Origin of the sequence: Streptomyces aureus (genome assembly GCF_000725495.1) — a bacterium.
Taxonomy (GTDB): Bacteria; Actinomycetota; Actinomycetes; order Streptomycetales; family Streptomycetaceae; genus Streptomyces; species Streptomyces aureus_B.
Genome location: NZ_KL647039.1, coordinates 261,734 through 275,708, shown reverse-complemented (window position 1 = coordinate 275,708; position 13,975 = coordinate 261,734). Strand labels below are relative to the sequence as shown.

General features: G+C 68.7%; 7 protein-coding genes. 5 read left to right on the top strand and 2 right to left on the bottom strand.

Annotated features, from left to right (window positions below; genetic code table 11):
- Window positions 1-140: 140 nt before the first annotated feature.
- From IO36_RS37480 to IO36_RS37460, 5 genes are all read left to right on the top strand, one after another.
- On the top strand, window positions 141-1,001 hold the full coding sequence (locus IO36_RS37480) for an SCO4651 family lipoprotein (RefSeq protein WP_245173625.1): 861 nt from the start codon (window positions 141-143) through the stop codon (window positions 999-1,001).
- Window positions 1,002-1,320: 319 nt separating this feature from the next.
- Window positions 1,321-1,851 (top strand): 50S ribosomal protein L10, encoded by a 531-nt coding sequence (gene rplJ / locus IO36_RS37475; RefSeq protein WP_037627039.1) that lies wholly within the window; start codon window positions 1,321-1,323, stop codon window positions 1,849-1,851.
- 109 nt (window positions 1,852-1,960) lie between these two features.
- The gene (rplL, locus tag IO36_RS37470) at window positions 1,961-2,341 is read left to right on the top strand and encodes a 50S ribosomal protein L7/L12 (RefSeq protein ID WP_037627037.1); all 381 of its coding nucleotides are present in this window, start codon (window positions 1,961-1,963) and stop codon (window positions 2,339-2,341) included.
- Window positions 2,342-2,991: 650 nt separating this feature from the next.
- On the top strand, window positions 2,992-6,477 hold the full coding sequence (gene rpoB, locus IO36_RS37465; protein ID WP_037627035.1) for a DNA-directed RNA polymerase subunit beta: 3,486 nt from the start codon (window positions 2,992-2,994) through the stop codon (window positions 6,475-6,477).
- A gap of 114 nt (window positions 6,478-6,591) precedes the next feature.
- A complete protein-coding gene (locus IO36_RS37460) occupies window positions 6,592-10,491 on the top strand; it encodes a DNA-directed RNA polymerase subunit beta' (RefSeq protein ID WP_037627033.1) in 3,900 nt (1,299 codons plus the stop codon).
- 61 nt (window positions 10,492-10,552) lie between these two features.
- On the opposite strand, the gene IO36_RS37455 is transcribed toward IO36_RS37460, so the two are convergent.
- Both IO36_RS37455 and IO36_RS37450 read right to left on the bottom strand, forming a co-directional pair.
- A complete protein-coding gene (locus tag IO36_RS37455; RefSeq protein WP_107065895.1) occupies window positions 10,553-11,635 on the bottom strand; it encodes a M48 family metalloprotease in 1,083 nt (360 codons plus the stop codon).
- Window positions 11,636-12,465: 830 nt separating this feature from the next.
- Window positions 12,466-13,974 (bottom strand): hypothetical protein, encoded by a 1,509-nt coding sequence (locus IO36_RS37450; protein WP_051901231.1) that lies wholly within the window; start codon window positions 13,972-13,974, stop codon window positions 12,466-12,468.
- Between the last annotated feature and the right edge of the window lies 1 nt (window position 13,975).

Here is a 13,975-nt window from a genome sequence, read left to right as displayed (position 1 = left end):
GGTGCGAGCCCCGGGCCCGCACCGTTCCAACTCCGCCCGCGGGTAAGAAGGTTGCGTGAAAACGCAGGTGATCATTCCGGTCTCCTGGGCTACGCTCGCGCCCAATCTGTGAATCGGGCATCTGTTCCTTGGGGGGAACCTTGAAGCTTTCTGTGAACACCCTGGCGCGGCACCGGGCGGCCGGAGCGGCCTTCGCGGCCCTGGCCCTCGGCGCCGGCGCGGTCGGCTGTTCGAAGGGCGCGGGCGACGAGTCGCCGGCGCTCACGCCCGCCGCGGCCGTGGCGAAGGCGGCGAAGAAGACCGACGAGATCACCTCGCTGCACTACCGGATGAAGGGCCAGGTCCCCGAGGAGGGCCGGGTCACGGGTGAGGCGTCGATGAGCATGAAGCCGCTGGCCATGAGCATGAAGATGACCGCCGAGGACCAGGCGACCGACGGGCCGGTCGAGATCCGGCTCGTGGACAAGGCGATGTACATCGGCGGGGGCGCCAAGGCCGCCAAGGAGATGGACGGCAAGAGCTGGATCAAGTTCGACATGTCCGCCCTGGGCGCGGACAAGGAGCTGAGCGCGAACCAGCTCGGGGGCGGCCAGGCCGACAAGAACCCGGCCACCGACTCCACCTTCCTCACCGGCTCCAAGGACCTGAAGAAGGTCGGGACCGAGACCGTCGACGGCGTGAAGACCACGCACTACAAGGGGACGGTCCCGCTCGACGCGTTCCGCAAGTCGCTCAAGAGCCAGGACAAGGACACCCGTGAGAAGCGGGAGAAGGCCCTCGACCAGTACACGAAGATGGGCATCGACTCGCTCACGATGGACATGTGGATCGACGGCCAGGACCACACCAAGCAGTTCCGTATGCGCGGGACCGCCGACAAGGGCCCGCTCGACCTGACCATCACCTTCCTGGACTACAACAAGCCGGTGACCGTGACCGCCCCGCCGGCCAAGGACACCGTCGACCTCGCCGAGATGATGAAAGGCGCCCAGCAGGGCTGATGCGCGACGCCGGCGTCCGCGAGGGCGGCCGCCGGCAGAGCCGTTCGGACGGATTTGCTTGACGCCGTCCCCTTCACGTACTCTCCTCGAGAAGCCAAAGACCGCTGGTCGTTGCCACGTGCTCGCAAGAGGACGGGGTGACCGAAGGATCCGCACTGCGGACGACCCGCGCAGGTGATCGTGGATGTGTTCCCGGTGTTCGCACGCCCCGCGTGCGGAGGAATCCGGTCGAGCTACGCCCCGTGCGCCTGCGCCGGGGCGTTTTTGTTGTGCCGGCCCCTTCTGAGCGGTCCTCATCACCCGGAAGGAGGCCACGCTTATGGCAAGGCCCGACAAGGCTGCCGCGGTAGCCGAGCTCGCGGACCAGTTCCGCAGCTCGAACGCCGCCGTGCTGACCGAGTACCGGGGTCTCACCGTGGCGCAGCTCAAGACGCTGCGCCGTTCGCTCGGTGAAGACGCCCAGTACGCCGTGGTGAAGAACACGCTGACCAAGATCGCGGCCAACGAGGCCGGGATCTCCACGCTCGACGACCTGTTCAACGGTCCGACGGCGGTCGCCTTCATCTCCGGTGACCCGGTGACGTCGGCGAAGGGTCTTCGTGACTTCGCCAAGGACAACCCGAACCTCGTCATCAAGGGCGGTGTCCTTGACGGCAAGGCGCTGTCCGCCGACGAGATCAAGAAGCTTGCGGACCTCGAGTCCCGCGAGGTTCTGCTCGCCAAGCTGGCGGGTGCCTTCAAGGGCAAGCAGACGCAGACTGCTCGCCTCTTCCAGGCCCTGCCCTCGAAGTTCGTCCGCACCGCGGAGGCGCTTCGGGTCAAGCAGGCCGAGCAGGGCGGTGCCGAGTAATTCGGCTCGCGCATTGACCGCCGCCTGAGGCGACGGTCGTAGCGGGCCGAACGTACGCCCGCCTCACCAGTACATCCGGCACCTGCCGATTTAGTGGAAGGACGCCATCATGGCGAAGCTGTCCCAGGAAGAGCTGCTCGAGCAGTTCGAGAACCTCACCCTCATCGAGCTCTCCGAGTTCGTGAAGGCCTTCGAGGAGAAGTTCGACGTCACCGCCGCCGCCGCGGTCGCCGCTGCCCCGGTCGGCCCCGCGGTCGCCGCTGAGGCCGCCGAGGAGCAGGACGAGTTCGACGTCATCCTCACGGGTGCCGGCGAGAAGAAGATCCAGGTCATCAAGGTCGTGCGCGAGCTCACCTCCCTGGGTCTGAAGGAGGCCAAGGACCTCGTCGACGGCGCTCCGAAGCCCGTCCTCGAGAAGGTCGCCAAGGAGGCCGCCGAGAAGGCTGCCGAGTCCCTCAAGGGCGCCGGCGCCTCCGTCGAGGTCAAGTAACTCGACGAGTCCCCCGAGGACTCCTGTGAAGCCGACACAGCCGCTCTCGTAGCGCTGTAACGCTGACGCACCGAAGAGCGATCACCCAACTGGGTGGTCGCTCTTCGGCGTTCAGGGGATCCTTCCGGGGGCCTGAAGCGGCAGCCTTGCGCCGGTGGCCGCGACGAGTATGGTGATCTTCGTTGTGCGCCTCCGACCACCCTGTGACAGGCAGAGGGACGGGTTGCAAGACGGGCCGCACGTGACGATCGCGGCACTTGCTCAGGGCATGGGGGGCCTTGACGAACCGCACGCAGCGCGCAATTCTCAGGACGCGTCGTCACAACGATCCGTATCCGAGGCATGGATCGCCGACGAAGAGGGCAGTATCGATGTGCATTGAGGGCGTGGCTTGCCGCAGGTGTTGAGAGCAGTGAAGGTCTCAAAAAACAGGGACTGGACATCAGTGGGCCTAGTGGCTACACTGACCCTTTGCGCTGCCTGTTAGCTGCCTCCTGCCCGTCACCAGGGGCATGCCCGTGTTGAAGCATCGATAGTCGGACCAACTCTGACCTGGCCTTTATCCGGCCGGATCGGGTACGGCCCGACGCTATGTCCGACATGGGACCGGTACGCGCGTAGTGAGTCCGAGCCCTCGGAAGGACCCCCTCTTGGCCGCCTCGCGCACTGCCTCGACCGCGAATACGAACAACGGCGCCAGCACCGCCCCGCTGCGCATCTCCTTTGCAAAGATCAAGGAGCCCCTCGAGGTTCCGAACCTTCTTGCGCTGCAGACCGAGAGCTTCGACTGGCTGCTCGGCAACGACGCGTGGAAGGCTCGTGTCGAGGCGGCTCTGGACAGCGGACAGGACGTCCCCACCAAGTCCGGTCTGGAGGAGATCTTCGAGGAGATCTCCCCGATCGAGGACTTCAGCGGGTCGATGTCCCTGACGTTCCGCGACCACCGCTTCGAGCCCCCGAAGAACTCCATCGACGAGTGCAAGGACCGCGACTTCACGTACGCGGCCCCGCTGTTCGTCACCGCCGAGTTCACCAACAACGAGACCGGCGAGATCAAGTCCCAGACGGTCTTCATGGGCGACTTCCCGCTCATGACCAACAAGGGCACCTTCGTCATCAACGGCACCGAGCGTGTCGTGGTGTCGCAGCTGGTCCGCTCGCCGGGTGTCTACTTCGACTCCTCCATCGACAAGACGTCCGACAAGGACATCTTCTCGGCCAAGGTCATCCCCTCCCGGGGTGCCTGGCTGGAGATGGAGATCGACAAGCGCGACATGGTCGGTGTCCGCATCGACCGCAAGCGCAAGCAGTCCGTCACCGTTCTCCTGAAGGCTCTCGGCTGGACCACCGAGCAGATCCTCGAGGAGTTCGGCGAGTACGAGTCCATGCGCGCCACCCTGGAGAAGGACCACACCCAGGGCCAGGACGACGCGCTGCTGGACATCTACCGCAAGCTGCGTCCGGGCGAGCCGCCGACGCGCGAGGCCGCGCAGACGCTTCTGGAGAACCTCTACTTCAACCCGAAGCGCTACGACCTCGCCAAGGTCGGCCGTTACAAGGTCAACAAGAAGCTGGGCGGCGACGCCCCGCTCGACGCCGGGATCCTGACCGTCGAGGACATCATCTCGACGATCAAGTACCTGGTGAAGCTGCACGCCGGTGAGACCGAGACCGTTGGCGACAACGGCACCTCGATCGTCGTCGAGACCGACGACATCGACCACTTCGGCAACCGTCGTCTGCGCAACGTCGGCGAGCTCATCCAGAACCAGGTCCGCACGGGTCTGGCTCGTATGGAGCGCGTCGTGCGCGAGCGCATGACGACCCAGGACGTCGAGGCGATCACGCCGCAGACCCTGATCAACATCCGGCCGGTCGTCGCCTCCATCAAGGAGTTCTTCGGCACCAGCCAGCTGTCGCAGTTCATGGACCAGAACAACCCGCTGTCGGGTCTCACCCACAAGCGCCGTCTGTCGGCTCTTGGCCCGGGTGGTCTCTCCCGTGAGCGGGCCGGCTTCGAGGTCCGTGACGTGCACCCGTCGCACTACGGCCGCATGTGCCCGATCGAGACCCCTGAAGGCCCGAACATCGGTCTGATCGGCTCGCTCGCCTCCTACGGCCGCGTGAACGCGTTCGGTTTCGTCGAGACGCCCTACCGCCGGGTCACCGACGGTGTCGTCACCGACGAGGTCGACTACCTCACGGCCGACGAAGAGGACCGGTTCGTCATCGCGCAGGCCAACGCGCCGCTGACGGACGAGCTCCGCTTCGAGGAGTCCCGCGTCCTGGTCCGCCGTCGTGGCGGCGAGGTCGACTACGTCCCCGGTGACGACGTCGACTACATGGACGTCTCCCCGCGCCAGATGGTGTCGGTCGCGACCGCGATGATCCCGTTCCTGGAGCACGACGACGCCAACCGTGCCCTCATGGGCGCGAACATGATGCGCCAGGCCGTTCCGCTCATCAAGTCCGAGGCGCCGCTGGTCGGCACCGGCATGGAGTACCGCTGTGCGGTCGACGCCGGTGACGTCCTGAAGTCGGAGAAGGACGGTGTGGTCCAGGAGGTCTCCGCGGACTACATCACCACCGCCAACGACGACGGCACGTACACCACGTACCGCCTGCACAAGTTCTCCCGGTCGAACCAGGGCACCTCCGTCAACCAGAAGGTTGTCGTGGACGAGGGCGCCCGCGTGATCGAGGGCCAGGTCCTGGCCGACGGTCCCGCGACCGAGGACGGCGAGATGGCCCTCGGCAAGAACCTGCTCGTGGCGTTCATGCCGTGGGAGGGTCACAACTACGAGGACGCGATCATCCTGTCGCAGCGCCTCGTGCAGGACGACGTCCTCTCCTCGATCCACATCGAGGAGCACGAGGTCGACGCCCGTGACACCAAGCTCGGCCCCGAGGAGATCACCCGGGACATCCCGAACGTCTCCGAGGAGGTCCTCGCCGACCTCGACGAGCGCGGCATCATCCGTATCGGTGCCGAGGTCGTCGCCGGCGACATCCTCGTCGGCAAGGTCACGCCCAAGGGTGAGACCGAGCTGACGCCGGAGGAGCGCCTGCTGCGCGCGATCTTCGGTGAGAAGGCCCGTGAGGTCCGTGACACCTCGCTGAAGGTCCCGCACGGCGAGATCGGCAAGGTCATCGGCGTCCGCGTCTTCGACCGCGAGGAGGGCGACGAGCTGCCCCCGGGCGTGAACCAGCTGGTTCGTGTCTACGTGGCGCAGAAGCGCAAGATCACGGACGGTGACAAGCTCGCCGGCCGTCACGGCAACAAGGGTGTCATCTCGAAGATCCTGCCGATCGAGGACATGCCGTTCCTGGAGGACGGCACCCCGGTCGACATCATCCTCAACCCGCTCGGTGTCCCGTCCCGAATGAACCCGGGACAGGTGCTGGAGATCCACCTCGGCTGGCTCGCCAGCCGCGGCTGGGACGTCTCCGGTCTCGCGGACGACTGGGCGAAGCGCCTCCAGGCCATCGGTGCCGACCAGGTCCCGCCGCGGACGAACGTCGCCACCCCGGTCTTCGACGGTGCGCGCGAGGACGAGCTCGCGGGTCTGTTCGAGCACACCCTGCCCAACCGCGACGGTGACCGTCTGGTCCTCCCGTCCGGCAAGGCGAGGCTGTTCGACGGCCGCTCCGGCGAGCCGTTCCCGGACCCGATCTCGGTCGGGTACATGTACATCCTCAAGCTGCACCACCTGGTCGACGACAAGCTCCACGCCCGCTCGACCGGTCCGTACTCGATGATCACCCAGCAGCCGCTGGGTGGTAAGGCTCAGTTCGGTGGCCAGCGCTTCGGTGAGATGGAGGTGTGGGCGCTGGAGGCGTACGGCGCCGCTTACGCCCTCCAGGAGCTGCTGACGATCAAGTCCGACGACGTGACCGGCCGCGTGAAGGTCTACGAGGCCATCGTCAAGGGCGAGAACATCCCCGAGCCCGGCATCCCCGAGTCCTTCAAGGTGCTCATCAAGGAGATGCAGTCCCTGTGCCTCAACGTGGAGGTGCTGTCCTCGGACGGCATGTCCATCGAGATGCGCGACACCGACGAGGACGTCTTCCGCGCGGCGGAGGAGCTCGGCATCGACCTGTCCCGGCGCGAGCCGAGCAGCGTCGAAGAGGTCTGACGGGAGTCCGGCCGGGCCTTGGCCACCTGTGGAAAAGGTGATCAAGGCCCGCCGGCCCCAGGACCCCCGTATCAGACCCCAAAGACTTACAACCCTGAGAGGGATTGACGCATAGTGCTCGACGTCAACTTCTTCGATGAGCTCCGGATCGGTCTGGCCACCGCTGACGACATCCGTCAGTGGAGCCACGGCGAGGTCAAGAAGCCCGAGACCATCAACTACCGCACGCTCAAGCCCGAAAAGGACGGACTCTTCTGCGAGAAGATCTTCGGTCCGACCCGGGACTGGGAGTGCTACTGCGGCAAGTACAAGCGTGTCCGCTTCAAGGGCATCATCTGTGAGCGCTGTGGCGTCGAGGTCACGCGCGCCAAGGTGCGCCGTGAGCGGATGGGCCACATCGAGCTCGCCGCTCCCGTCACCCACATCTGGTACTTCAAGGGCGTTCCGTCGCGTCTTGGCTACCTGCTCGACCTCGCCCCGAAGGACCTCGAGAAGGTCATCTACTTCGCGGCCTACATGATCACGTTCGTCGACGAGGAGCGCCGCACCCGCGACCTGCCCTCGCTGGAGGCCCACGTCTCCGTCGAGCGCCAGCAGGTCGAGAACCGCCGCGACGCCGACCTCGAGGCCCGCGCCAAGAAGCTCGAGACCGACCTGGCCGAGCTCGAGGCCGAGGGTGCCAAGGCCGACGTGCGCCGCAAGGTGCGCGAGGGCGCCGAGCGCGAGATGAAGCAGCTGCGCGACCGCGCGCAGCGCGAGATCGACCGTCTCGACGAGGTGTGGACCCGCTTCAAGAACCTCAAGGTCCAGGACCTGGAGGGCGACGAGCTCCTCTACCGCGAGCTGCGTGACCGCTTCGGCACGTACTTCGACGGTTCGATGGGTGCCGCGGCGCTGCAGAAGCGCCTGGAGTCCTTCGACCTGGACGAGGAGGCCGAGCGCCTCCGCGAGATCATCCGCACCGGCAAGGGCCAGAAGAAGACCCGTGCGCTCAAGCGCCTCAAGGTCGTCTCCGCGTTCCTGCAGACCAGCAACAGCCCCAAGGGCATGGTGCTCGACTGCGTGCCGGTCATCCCGCCGGACCTTCGTCCGATGGTGCAGCTCGACGGTGGCCGCTTCGCGACCTCCGACCTGAACGACCTGTACCGCCGCGTGATCAACCGCAACAACCGCCTGAAGCGGCTTCTCGACCTCGGCGCGCCCGAGATCATCGTGAACAACGAGAAGCGCATGCTCCAGGAGGCCGTCGACGCGCTCTTCGACAACGGCCGTCGTGGTCGCCCGGTCACGGGCCCCGGCAACCGTCCGCTGAAGTCGCTGTCCGACATGCTCAAGGGCAAGCAGGGTCGATTCCGTCAGAACCTGCTCGGCAAGCGCGTGGACTACTCCGCGCGTTCCGTCATCGTCGTCGGTCCGCAGCTGAAGCTGCACCAGTGCGGTCTGCCCAAGGCCATGGCGCTGGAGCTCTTCAAGCCGTTCGTGATGAAGCGCCTGGTCGACCTGAACCACGCGCAGAACATCAAGAGCGCCAAGCGGATGGTCGAGCGCGGCCGCACGGTCGTGTACGACGTCCTCGAAGAGGTCATCGCCGAGCACCCGGTTCTGCTGAACCGTGCGCCCACGCTGCACCGCCTCGGCATCCAGGCCTTCGAGCCGCAGCTGGTCGAGGGCAAGGCCATCCAGATCCACCCGCTCGTCTGCACCGCGTTCAACGCGGACTTCGACGGTGACCAGATGGCCGTGCACCTGCCGCTGTCCGCGGAGGCGCAGGCCGAGGCCCGCATCCTGATGCTGTCCTCGAACAACATCCTCAAGCCGGCCGACGGCCGCCCGGTCACGATGCCGACCCAGGACATGGTCCTCGGTCTGTTCTTCCTGACCACCGACGGCGACCTCAGGAACGTCAAGGGCGAGGACCGCTCCTTCGCGTCCGTGGCCGAGGCGATCATGGCGTTCGACGCCGGCGAGCTCTCGCTCCAGTCGCAGGTGGACATCCGCTTCCCGGTGGGCACCATCCCGCCGCGCGGCTGGACCCCGCCGGCGCAGGAGGAGGGCGAGCCGGAGTGGCAGCAGGGTGACACCTTCCGCCTGCGGACGACCCTGGGCCGCGCGCTCTTCAACGAGCTGCTGCCCGAGGACTACCCGTTCGTCGACTACGAGGTCGGCAAGAAGCAGCTCTCCGAGATCGTCAACGACCTCGCCGAGCGCTACCCCAAGGTCATCGTGGCGGCGACGCTCGACAACCTGAAGTCCGCGGGCTTCTTCTGGGCGACCCGTTCCGGTGTCACCGTGGCCATCTCCGACATCGTCGTTCCCGACGCCAAGCGCGGGATCGTCAAGGGCTACGAGGACCTGGACGAGAAGGTCCAGAAGCAGTACGAGCGTGGTCTGATCACCAAGGAAGAGCGCACTCAGGAGCTCATCGCGATCTGGACCAAGGCGACCAACGAGGTTGCCGAGGCGATGAACGCGAACTTCCCGAAGACCAACCCGGTCTCGATGATGGTGAACTCGGGCGCCCGAGGCAACATGATGCAGATGCGTCAGATCGCCGGTATGCGTGGTCTGGTGTCCAACGCCAAGAACGAGACCATCCCGCGTCCCATCAAGGCCTCGTTCCGTGAGGGCCTGTCCGTGCTGGAGTACTTCATCTCCACCCACGGTGCCCGTAAGGGTCTGGCCGACACCGCCCTGCGTACCGCCGACTCGGGTTACCTCACCCGTCGTCTGGTGGACGTCTCGCAGGACGTCATCATCCGCGAGGAGGACTGCGGCACCGACCGCGGTCTGCGTCTGGCCATCGCCGAGCGCGGCGAGGACGGCGTGCTGCGCAAGACGGAGAACGTCGAGACCAGCGTGTACGCACGTGCGCTGGCCGAGGACATCACCGTCGACGGCAAGGTGCTGGCCCCGGCCAACACCGACCTCGGCGACGTCCTCATCGACGAGCTCGTCAAGCACGGCATCGAGGAGGTCAAGACCCGCTCGGTCCTGACCTGTGAGTCCGCCGTCGGCACCTGCGCCATGTGCTACGGCCGCTCGCTGGCCACCGGCAAGCTGGTCGACATCGGTGAGGCGGTCGGCATCATCGCCGCCCAGTCCATCGGTGAGCCCGGTACCCAGCTGACGATGCGTACCTTCCACACCGGTGGTGTGGCCGGTGACGACATCACCCAGGGTCTGCCCCGTGTCGTCGAGCTCTTCGAGGCCCGTACCCCGAAGGGTGTCGCCCCGATCTCCGAGGCCTCCGGCCGCGTGCGGATCGAGGAGACCGAGAAGACCAAGAAGCTCGTCGTCACCCCGGACGACGGCAGCGACGAGACGGCGTTCCCGATCTCGAAGCGCGCCCGTCTCCTGGTGTCGGAGGGCGAGCACGTCGAGGTGGGCCAGAAGCTCACCGTGGGTGCCACCAACCCGCACGACGTGCTGCGCATCCTGGGTCAGCGTGCCGTCCAGGTCCACCTGGTCGGAGAGGTCCAGAAGGTCTACAACTCGCAGGGTGTGTCGATCCACGACAAGCACATCGAGATCATCATCCGGCAGATGCTGCGCCGTGTGACGATCATCGAGTCGGGCGACGCGGAGCTGCTGCCCGGCGAGCTGGTCGAGCGCTCGAAGTTCGAGACCGAGAACCGTCGTGTGGTCACCGAGGGCGGTCACCCCGCCTCCGGCCGTCCGCAGCTGATGGGTATCACCAAGGCCTCGCTGGCGACGGAGTCCTGGCTGTCGGCCGCCTCCTTCCAGGAGACGACCCGAGTTCTGACGGACGCGGCGATCAACGCCAAGTCCGACAGCCTCATCGGCCTCAAGGAGAACGTCATCATCGGTAAGCTCATCCCGGCCGGTACGGGTCTGTCCCGCTACCGCAACATCCGGGTGGAGCCGACCGAGGAGGCCAAGGCCGCGATGTACTCGGCCGTCGGCTACGACGACATCGACTACTCGCCGTTCGGCACGGGCTCCGGCCAGGCCGTCCCGCTGGAGGACTACGACTACGGTCCGTACAACCAGTAAGCGGTAGTACGAAGGGCGGTCACCCCCACCAGGGGGTGGCCGCCCTTCGGCGTTCCCGGTCTCAGCGCGGGAGCTGGAGGTAGGGCTCCAGGGCGCGCAGGCGGGTGTAGTTGTCGGGGTGGGTGGACAGCAGTCTGGCGAGTCCGGTGGGCTCCTGGAGCTTCTTGCCCTGGGCGGCGGCCGCCGACTTCGCCGCGTCCTCCTCGGCCTGGAAGTGGCGCAGGACCTCGGCCATCTCGGGCGCAAAGCCGAGGGCGGCGGACTGCTGGTCGGCACGCAGTTCGCCGAGCCGGCCCGCCCAGGCGAGGAGGTAGGGCGCGACGACCAGGGGGACGGTGATGTACCAGGCGACGAGGAACCCGGCGAGCACGAACATCCCCATGAAGAGGATCAGCAGCCCGGTCGCGGCCGCCGAGAAGACCCCCGCGACGGCGAGCGCGATCCTGGCCAGGGCGCGGGTGAACGCCCAGGCGAGCCGGCCGGGCAGCGAGTACCAGTAGCCGAGGAGACCGGCCCAGGCGTGGCCGCCGGTGTGGTGGCCGAGCTCATGGGCGAGGACGGCGGCGAGGTTGCTGCTGGGGATCTTGTTGAGGGAGTACGTGGTGACACCGACGACGTGACCGGCGACGGCGACGGCGTTCAGGTCGTCGCTGTTCTCCACCATCAGCTCGTAGGTGTTCGCCTCGATGCCGGCCCGTGCGGTGACCTCGCGCCAGATCGGCTCCAGCCGGGCGCGTTCCTCGGCCAGCGGCTCCCGCAGCTTGAGCACGTGCCGGGCGAAGCGCAGCTCGGTGGGCCGGTGGAAGACGAGCGCTCCGGAGGCCACCCAGGCCACGACGACCAGCCAGCCCACGACCGTGCCGCAGATGCCCAGCGCGAGGGCGGACACCACGGCGAGGCTCACCAGCGCCCCGGGGATCTGGGTGGCCAGCTGTCCGATGGCGGTGGCGTCGGCGCCGCGCTGGTGGCTCGCCAGATGGACGCGGGAGCCCTGGTGCCGGTAGTCGAGGTCGTCGGCGGCGACGGCGGGCCGCGGGATGAACGGCCTGGCGTCCGCCTGCGACTGCCCGGCGCCCTGCGGATCGGCCCCCTGCCCGTGCGGACCGGGCTGCGCCGTCCCCGGGTACTGCGCCCCGGGCTGCATCGCCCCCGGGTACTGCGCCCCGGCCTCGGCCGTCCCCGGGTACTGCGCCCCGGGCCCACCGGGTCCGGGACTCCCCGGGTACTGCGGTGCCTGAGTCCCGGTCCCCGGGTACTGGGGGGACTGGCCGCCGGGCCCCGGATGCTGCGGTGGCTGACCTCCCTGCCCCGGGTACTGCGGGGTCTGAGCCCCGGGCCCCGGGTAGTGCGGGGACTGGCCGCCGGGTCCCGGGTACTGGGGAGCCTGCCCCGTGCCGCCCGGATACGAGGGTGCGGCGCTTCCGGGCCCCGTACCCGGGTACAGCGGCGCCGCGCTCCCGGCTCCCGGGTACGTCGGCGCGGCGCTCGCGGCCGCCGCTCCGGGGTACTGAGGTCCGGGTCCACCAGGTCCGGGAACGCCGGGGTACTGCGGAGAGGAGCCGGCCGTCCCGGGGTGGTGCGGCGCGGGGCCCGTGCCGCCCGGGTACGTGGGCGCTGCGCCCGCCGCTGCCCCGGGGTACTGCGCTCCCGGGCTGCCGGGGTGGTCGGGCGGGGGAGCGGAAGCCCCCGGGTACTCGGGCGGCGGGGTCGCGGCACCCGGATACGGGAGTCCTGGATACGAGGGTTCGTGGGCCGGGCCCGGAGGCTGGGACATGACGGCTCCTTCGGTGGGACGGGTGGCTGTGCGGCGACGGGGACGTCAGCCGGGGAGCGGTGGGGAGCGGTGGGGGGCGGCCGCGGGACGACGGATGCCGGCCGGGCCGCGCGGACGCGGCCGGCGGTGCCCCGGCGGGCGGTGTCACGGGCGGAACCCCCGGCCGGGGGCTCACACGTGGCGCCCAGGCGCTGCCGGGGTTACGCGGGGGTGTCCGCGGCGGCGCCGTCCGGCGGTACGGCGGGCTGCGCGCCGTCGGGGCGGCCGGGTGCCCGGGGCACGGCCGGGGCGGGCCCGACGGCCGGGTAGGGCGTCGTCGCGGGAGGTCCGTACGGGTCCGCCGGGCTCTCGGGCCGCCCCGGTACCGCCGGGGCCTCGGGACGACCCGGTACGGCCGGACCCCCGGCGTAGGGACCCGAGGCGTCCGGCGCCCCGGTGTACGGCGGCCGGTCGCCCGCGTGGGCGGAAGCCCCGGCGTAGGGCTGCTGCTGCCCGCCCAGGCCGCCCAGGCCGCCCGTGTCGCCCGTGCCGCCCCCGTACGGAGGCTGCCCCGCGTGGGGCGGCTGCTGTGGGCCCGCGTAGGGGGGCCGGTCGTCGGCGTACGGAGGCCGGCCCCCGTCGTAGGGGGGACGCTCGCCGTACGGTGCCTGGCCCGCGTACCCGGGCCGGCCCGGGTACGGGGACTGGCCCGGATAGGGCGGCTGGGGCGGCGTGTACGGCTGTCCGGGCGCGGCCCCGGCGGGCAGCGCCCCCTGCGCCGGAGGCGCCTGCTGCTGGATCAGCTCGTCGACGGCCCGCAGGGTCGATCGTGCCGACTCCGCCTTCTGGAAGTCCTCCAGGCTGTCCCCGGCGAGGACCTGGAGCTGGCCCCTGATGATCGACAGCTGGTCCTTCTGGATGGACCCGATGACCATCTTGGTGTCCTCGGGGTGCTGGGACAGGTGCAGGGCCCAGGCGGCGACGCCTCCGTGCTGGAGGTGGTACTGGTAGAAGTTGATCTTCTCGGTGATCAGATGGTGGTCCTGCTGCTGGCGCAGCATCTCCAGCTCGTGCTGCTGCCGGGCCAGCCGGAGCCGGAACTCGTGCTCGGGGTCGAGCATGTCGGACTCGTAGCGCAGGCTCCGCTGCCGCCGCCGGTGCGCGATCGCCTCGTCGTCGAGCCGCAGCCGTACCGCGCAGGTCACGGCCAGCCCGATGCCCGCGGCGAAGCCGCCGTCGTCCACGGCCCGCTGGACCGCGCGCTCGGCGGCGGGGCTGTCCTCGATGGAGAAGGCGCGGCTGACCGGCCGCGCGAGCTGGTGCAGTTCACGGGTGAGCCGGGTCGGCACGTCCCGCTCGCCGCTGGCCACGTAGGCGATCGGGTCCGCGACCCGCCAGGTGAGATCGGCCGTGGCGCCGAAGGCGAACGCGTCGTCGTCGCTCGGCATCTCCAGCGCGAGCTGGACGGGGTGGCTGCCCATGTCCACCTCGTAGACGGAGGTGTAGCGGCGGGTGGCCGCGTCCGAGCGGCTCGGCCGGTGCGGGGGTGTGTAGACGTCGTACGAGCCCTTCGCGGTGACGAAGACCAGCGCGTGGTCGATCGCGGTCACCGACCGGCGGACGGTGTAGTCGAAGCGCGCTATCGGCCGCACGGTGAGCACCGGGTCGATGAGCGTGCTGTGCCGGTTGGCGTCCTGCTGCCACTCCGGCTGACGGCGGAACTCCGCCATG